6 protein-coding genes are annotated in these 6,239 nt (G+C 29.6%); 2 read left to right on the forward strand and 4 right to left on the reverse strand.

Going from position 1 to position 6,239, the window contains the following annotated elements; all coding sequences use genetic code 11:
- Positions 1-6: 6 nt before the first annotated feature.
- The 4 genes from aroC to CAMP5063_RS07140 are packed head-to-tail and all read right to left on the reverse strand — an operon-like array spanning position 7 to position 3,149.
- Positions 7-1,092, reverse strand: a complete 1,086-nt coding sequence (gene aroC, locus CAMP5063_RS07125; RefSeq protein ID WP_337195073.1) for a chorismate synthase — start codon at positions 1,090-1,092, stop codon at positions 7-9.
- Positions 1,089-1,757, reverse strand: coding sequence for a ribonuclease III (gene rnc, locus CAMP5063_RS07130; RefSeq protein ID WP_220566461.1), 669 nt, complete (start codon positions 1,755-1,757; stop codon positions 1,089-1,091). The genes aroC and rnc overlap by 4 nt, the downstream gene beginning before the upstream one ends.
- Positions 1,750-2,190: a ribonuclease HI gene (rnhA, locus tag CAMP5063_RS07135; protein WP_337195074.1), complete on the reverse strand. Its 441-nt coding sequence runs from the start codon at positions 2,188-2,190 to the stop codon at positions 1,750-1,752. The genes rnc and rnhA overlap by 8 nt, the downstream gene beginning before the upstream one ends.
- Positions 2,187-3,149, reverse strand: a complete 963-nt coding sequence (locus CAMP5063_RS07140; RefSeq protein WP_337195075.1) for a hypothetical protein — start codon at positions 3,147-3,149, stop codon at positions 2,187-2,189. Before CAMP5063_RS07140 ends, rnhA begins: the two co-directional genes overlap by 4 nt.
- 74 nt (positions 3,150-3,223) lie before the next feature.
- Between CAMP5063_RS07140 and dnaG the strand changes: the two genes are divergently transcribed.
- On the forward strand, positions 3,224-5,011 hold the full coding sequence (dnaG, locus tag CAMP5063_RS07145) for a DNA primase (protein ID WP_263662126.1): 1,788 nt from the start codon (positions 3,224-3,226) through the stop codon (positions 5,009-5,011).
- A gap of 65 nt (positions 5,012-5,076) precedes the next feature.
- Positions 5,077-6,060 (forward strand): MnmA/TRMU family protein, encoded by a 984-nt coding sequence (locus CAMP5063_RS07150; protein WP_220566459.1) that lies wholly within the window; start codon positions 5,077-5,079, stop codon positions 6,058-6,060.
- Positions 6,061-6,239 lie beyond the last annotated feature (179 nt).

Below are 6,239 nucleotides of genomic sequence, written 5' to 3' on the forward strand. Positions count from 1 at the left end.
TTTTATTTATTTTTTTCCATAAATACATTGTAAATTTTGCAAATTTGAACTTGCATTTAAAAGTAAAGCATCAGCCATGCATATAGCTACCATAGCATTTACTACAACACTACCTCTTATACCCACACAAGGATCATGTCTACCTTTTAACTCATATATGATATTTTTTCCTTGAATATTTTGTGTTTGCTGGGGTAAAAATATAGAAGGGGTTGGTTTAAAATATGTTTTTATATCGATAAAATTTCCATTAGAAATTCCACCCAATATACCTCCGCTATGATTACTTAAAAACACCCCATCTTTTAGCTCATCATTATTTTCGCTTCCATACATATAGCTACTTTGAATGCCACTTCCTATTTCTACAGCCTTAACTGCATTTACACCCATAATCGCATGAGCAAGTTTAGAATCAAGCTTATCATACAAAGGCTCACCTAAGCCTATGATAGGGTTTTTCACTCTAGTAAAAACTCTTGCACCTACGCTATTTTTAGCATTTTTAGCCTTTAAAATTTCATCTTTAAAGTTTTGCTCTAAATTTTTATCTAAAGCATAAATTTCACTATTTTTAGCATAATTAAAATCGAACTCATCATTACTAAGTTTGCTATCAATACTTCCTACCCCAAAAACTCCACTCATTATTTCTATATCAAACTCTTTTAAAAGCATACAAGCTAACGCCCCTGCTGCCACTCTTGCTACACTTTCTCTAGCGCTAGCTCTTCCACCACCTCTATAATCTCTAATACCGTATTTGTGATAATAAGTAAAATCAGCATGTGCAGGACGAAACACATCTTTTTCATAATCTTTTGAGCGTGTATTTTCATTATACACCAAAATACTTATAGGAGTTCCTGTTGTATAACCCTCAAAAACCCCGCTTAAAACTTGAGCTTTATCTTCTTCTTTTCTAGGAGTGCTAAATTTATTTTGACCTGGTTTTCTTTTATCTAACATTTCTTGCAAAAAATCAAAGTCAAACTTCACCCCTGCTGGCATACCATCTATCACACAACCTATAGCTTGACCATGAGATTCGCCAAAGCTTGTAAATTTAAATCTTTTTCCAAAGCTATTCATAGTTTTCCTAATTTTTCAAGTGCTATTTTGGCACATTGTTGTTGGGCTTCTTTTTTACTACCTGCTATAGATCTTGCTACTTCTATACCTTGAATTTTTACTGCAATTTCAAATTGCTTTTTATGATCAGGTCCAAAAGCTTTCATCACTACATACTCAGGTGTGCCTGCCATATTTGCTTGTGTAATTTCTTGAAGTCTTGTTTTATAGTCTTTAAATAAACTTTGTGTATCAATATGTGGATAAACTTCATTGAGTAAGTTTAATGCTATGTTTTTAGTTTTTTCAAAACCTATTTCTAAATACAAAGCTCCCATTAAAGCTTCAAAGGCATCAGAAAGTATAGAAGGTTTATTGCGTCCATCATTATTTTCTTCTGCAATAGACATAAAAATACATGCTCCAAGATCAAGTTTTTGTGCTAAGGTTGCAAAAGATTTTTCATTTACCAAAGCTGCCCTAAGCTTAGAAAGGTTTCCTTCTGAGTCTTTTTGGAATTTAAAAAACAAAAACTCTCCTACTACTAAATCCATCACAGCATCACCCAAAAACTCTAATCTTTCGTTATTATAAGGCTTTTTATAGCTTTTATGTGTCAAAGCTTCGATGAGCAATTGCTCATTTTTAAAATGATAACTTAATCTTTCTTGGAGTTTTTTAAGCATCTATCAACCTTTCTTCTTGGAGTTTCAAGGCTGCATTTCTTGCTAGTTCATCACAACGCTCATTTAATTCATGGCCATTATGTGCTTTGATCCAAAAAGCAGTTATTTTATGATCTTTAGCAACATTTAAATACTCTTTCCAAAGATCAATATTTTTTTTACCTTTAAAATCTTTTTTTATCCAATCTTTAAGCCATTCATTAATACTTTGCACCATTAAATTTGAATCTGTGTATAATTTTACCTCGCATGGCTCTTTTAAAGCTTTCAAAGCTTGTATAATGGCCATTAACTCCATACGATTATTTGTTGTATTCTCACATGCCCCACTTTGTTCTTTTTGATGATTTTTATAAGTTAAAACATAAGCCCACCCTCCAAAACCAGGGTTATTTAAACACGAGCCGTCTGTATAAATTTCAATATTTTTCAAGCTTTTACCTCATAATAAATCTCACATTTTCCAAATTCATAACAAAATGGACAATGATAAAAAAACAAAGGACTTTGATTTTTGCAATTATTACACACATAAGTAAAGCTAAGATTAGCACTTAGCTTATTATCATTTAAAATTTTTAAAATTTTTAGTTTATGGTTTTTGATAGGAATAGATTTTGTACTTAAATTTTTTGCATAAAAAAACTCATGGTATTTTTCATCTTCAAGATTAAGTGGGCTTTTACATTCATTAAGTAAATCAATAACATTTTCAAATTTAGGCATTTGAGTAAGCTTATCTTTATAGTGTAAAAAACAAAATCTTAAAACATACTCATTATCTTTGCTAAAAATTAAAATTTCTTTAATCTTTTGCTTTTGCTCTTTAGAACTTGATTGAATTTTTAAAGCCTTTATCAAAGCTTTTTCTGCATATATATTTTCTCCAAGCTCAAACAAACATTCTAAAACATCTAAAACCTTATCATAATCTTTAAGTTTTAAATACACAATTTTTAAAAGTTTTAAGCTTTCTTTATTGCGTGCTTTGATTTTTAAAGCATTTAACAAAGCTTCTACACTACGCTCTAAAAATCCTGCTTTTAGATAAACTTGTGCTAATGAAAAAAAGATAAATTCTTTTTGGTTAGCCTCATTTGTCTTTTGCAAAGCTATAAGATAAATTCCCACAGCTTTTTCAAATTCACCACTTTTGGTAAAAATTTGAGCTAGGAAATTTAAATTTTCTATACTTAAATTGGCATTTTTTAAAATCTGCTGATGGGTATAATTGATTTCAAATTTTTTTACAAAACGATCAAGCTTGCTTTTTTGATCTTTGCTTGCAAAAAACCGCCATATATAATGTGAGCTAGCAACAATAAAAATCAAAGCCGTCAAAACAATAAGACCGAATAAAGGATCGCGGTATTCTACAAAGAAAAAATCCATAATCTTGCAACTTAACTTTCAAATTTATAACAATTATAGCTAAATGCTTATATAATTTTCTTTAAGGTTTAAATATGATAGAACAAGCAAGTATAGAACAACTTTTACAAAAAACAGATATTGTTGATATTATAGCTCATTATGTTGAAGTAAAAAAACAAGGTTCAGGCTATGTATGCGTTTGTCCTTTCCATGATGATAAAAATCCTAGCATGCATATTAATTCTATTAAAGGATTTTATCATTGTTTTGCATGTAAAGCTGGGGGCAATGTTTTTAAATTTGTAATGGATTATGAGAAATTAAACTTTGTTGAAGCGGTAGAAAAGGTTGCTTCGTGGAGTAATTTTTCACTTACTTACACCTCACAAAAACAAGACAATAAAAAATCTATCACTCACATCTTACCTACTCTTAATGCTTTTTATAAGCAAAACTTAGCTAAAAACAAAGAAGCTTTAACTTATCTTTATAAAAGAGGTTTAAATGATGAGGATATTAGAACCTTTGAGCTAGGCTTTGCACCAAGTTCTAATGAAACACTAAGACTTTTACAAAATGAGCAAATCACTCAAGAAGAAGCCTTAGAGGTTGGCGCAATAAAACAAAATGAAAATGGTGCTTATGCAAGTTTTATCAACCGCATTACTTTTAGTATTTATGATCATAAAAATTTACTCATAGGCTTTGGTGGTAGAACTTTAGATGAAGCAAATATGGCAAAATATGTTAATTCACCTCAAAGCAAACTTTTTGATAAATCACGCGTTTTTTATGCACTCAATTTAGCAAAAGATACCATTTACAAACAAAAAGAAATGATAATTTGTGAAGGCTATATGGACGCCATAGCCTTTCATAAGGCAGGATTTAAAAATGCTGTAGCAGTTTTAGGAACAGCTTTAGGTGAAAATCACATACCTTTGATAAAAAGATTAGAGGCGAGAGTGATTTTGTGCTTTGATAATGATAATGCAGGACTTAATGCCGCCGTGCGTTCAGCACATTTACTAAGTTTAGCAAAAATTGATGGAAAAGTAGTTTTAATAGAAGGTGGGAAAGATCCGGCTGAACTAGTGGCTACTCATCAAGAAAAATTGCTTTTTAATATTTTAGAAAAAGGTATAGAACTTGGAGAATTTTATATAAGAAATTTGATCACAAATTTTGATTTAAGCTCAGCACTTAGTAAGCAAAAGGCTTTAGAAGAGGTGCAAAAATATACTTTTAACCTTGAACCTTTAATAGCAAATTCCTACACTACCTTAGTAGCAAATCTTTTGGGTGTAAATATTAATGATATAAAACTTTCTAAAAATACTAGAAAAAATATAAATTTTTTTACTCCTACAAAACAAAATAAAATCAACAACATAAGCGAGTTGGAGCTTTTGAAATTTTTATATGAAAATCAAAAAGCCATAGGACTTTTTAAGCTTTTAAGCACAAAAGAATATTTCTTACATCAAGATATTGCTAAGGCTATTTTAGAACAAAAAGACTTTAATGATCCTAGCATAAGAGAACTTTATGAGATCGAAAATATTAAAATTTTAAGTAATTTAGAAGAATTTTTATATGCTATTTGCAAAATTAATTTTGCTCATTTTAACAAATTAAAAAACTTAAATTTAAAACAAGCCTTTAAAAAGCAAATTTATAATTTGCTCAATCAAAATTTAGAAAAAATCAAAAAAAACTATCAAAATGATGAAAATTTTTTTAATCATTTAATGGAAGTTTTAAAAAATGTCCAATTTTTAGATGATGAGGAAAGTTTAGAATTATTTTTAAGTAGATTACAAAAAAATATAAAAGATAAAAAAGCAATTCATTATAACTTTGAAGAAGAAGTTTTTTAAATAAAAACCTACATAAAAATTAAAAAATATTCACTACAATATGCCAAAAATTTCGAAAGGAAAAAATGAAAGCATTAGCACTTTTTAGTGGTGGCCTTGATTCTATGCTTGCTATAAAACTTATAAGCTCTCAAGGTATAGAGGTAAAAGCTTTAAATATCAATATAGGCTTTGGTGGCACAAGCGATAAAAGCGAACTCATGGCAAAACGCGCTGCTATGGCAGGGGCTAGTTTTGAAATGATAGATGTAAAAAATGCATATTTGCAAGAAGTTTTATTTAATCCTCAATATGGTTATGGAAAACATTTTAACCCTTGTATAGATTGTCATGCTTTTATGTTTAAAACCGCTCTTTCTATGTTAAAAGATGAAAATGCAAGTTTTATCATCACAGGAGAAGTAGTTGGTCAACGCCCTATGAGTCAAAGAAATGATGCTATGACCAAGGTTAAAAAACTAGCACTTGATGAAGAAGATTTAATCTTGCGTCCAATGTGCGCTAAAAATTTACCTTTAACTAAACCTGAGCGTGAGGGTTGGGTTGATAGAGAAAAGTTAGAAAACATCAGCGGAAGAAGTAGAAAAAGACAACTTGAACTAGCTGCCAAATTTGGTTTTGAAGATTTTGAAAGTCCAGGTGGTGGATGTTTGCTCACACTTGAGAGTTTTTCAAATAAAATCAAAGATTTTATTAAATTTGATAAAAATATGCAAGTTAATGATGCACAACTTTTAAAATATGGACGCCACTTAAGACTTCCAAATGGCTCTAAAATGATAGTAGGTAGAAATGAGCTAGAAAATCAATTTTTAAAAGAATTAAAAACTCAAAAATATGAAGAATTAAAACTCTTTGATTTAATCGGTGCCTATTCTTTGGTAGATGAAAATATCAATCCGCAAGATCTTGAACTTGCTCTAAGCATAGCACTAACTTATGCTAAAACTCAAAATAATACAAAATACAAAATAGGTTTTAAAGATAAAATTTTCCAAAGTATGGCTTTTGAAGATAAAAATAAAATTCAAGAGTATTTTATAAATTAAACTACCCTTTAAAGGGTAGTTTTTTAGAATTTCTTTCTTCTAACTTCTGCTACAATATCAGCCGACATAGAATCAACTTCATTTGCTACAGAATTAGTTGCATGTGCAATTTGTGAGTTTTCTTTAGTTAAACCATCTATTACTGAAACAGATTGATTAATTTGTGAAATTCCTAAAGC

Source organism: Campylobacter sp. RM5063 (assembly GCF_024723655.1).
GTDB lineage: Bacteria > Campylobacterota > Campylobacteria > Campylobacterales > Campylobacteraceae > Campylobacter_D > Campylobacter_D lari_D.

Coding starts and splice junctions, on each gene's coding strand:
- aroC (WP_337195073.1), bottom strand. CDS start 1,092: ATGAATAGCTTTGGAAAAAGATTTAAATTTACAAGCTTTGGCGAATCT.
- rnc (WP_220566461.1), bottom strand. CDS start 1,757: ATGCTTAAAAAACTCCAAGAAAGATTAAGTTATCATTTTAAAAATGAG.
- CAMP5063_RS07140 (WP_337195075.1), bottom strand. CDS start 3,149: ATGGATTTTTTCTTTGTAGAATACCGCGATCCTTTATTCGGTCTTATT.
- dnaG (WP_263662126.1), top strand. CDS start 3,224: ATGATAGAACAAGCAAGTATAGAACAACTTTTACAAAAAACAGATATT.
- CAMP5063_RS07150 (WP_220566459.1), top strand. CDS start 5,077: ATGAAAGCATTAGCACTTTTTAGTGGTGGCCTTGATTCTATGCTTGCT.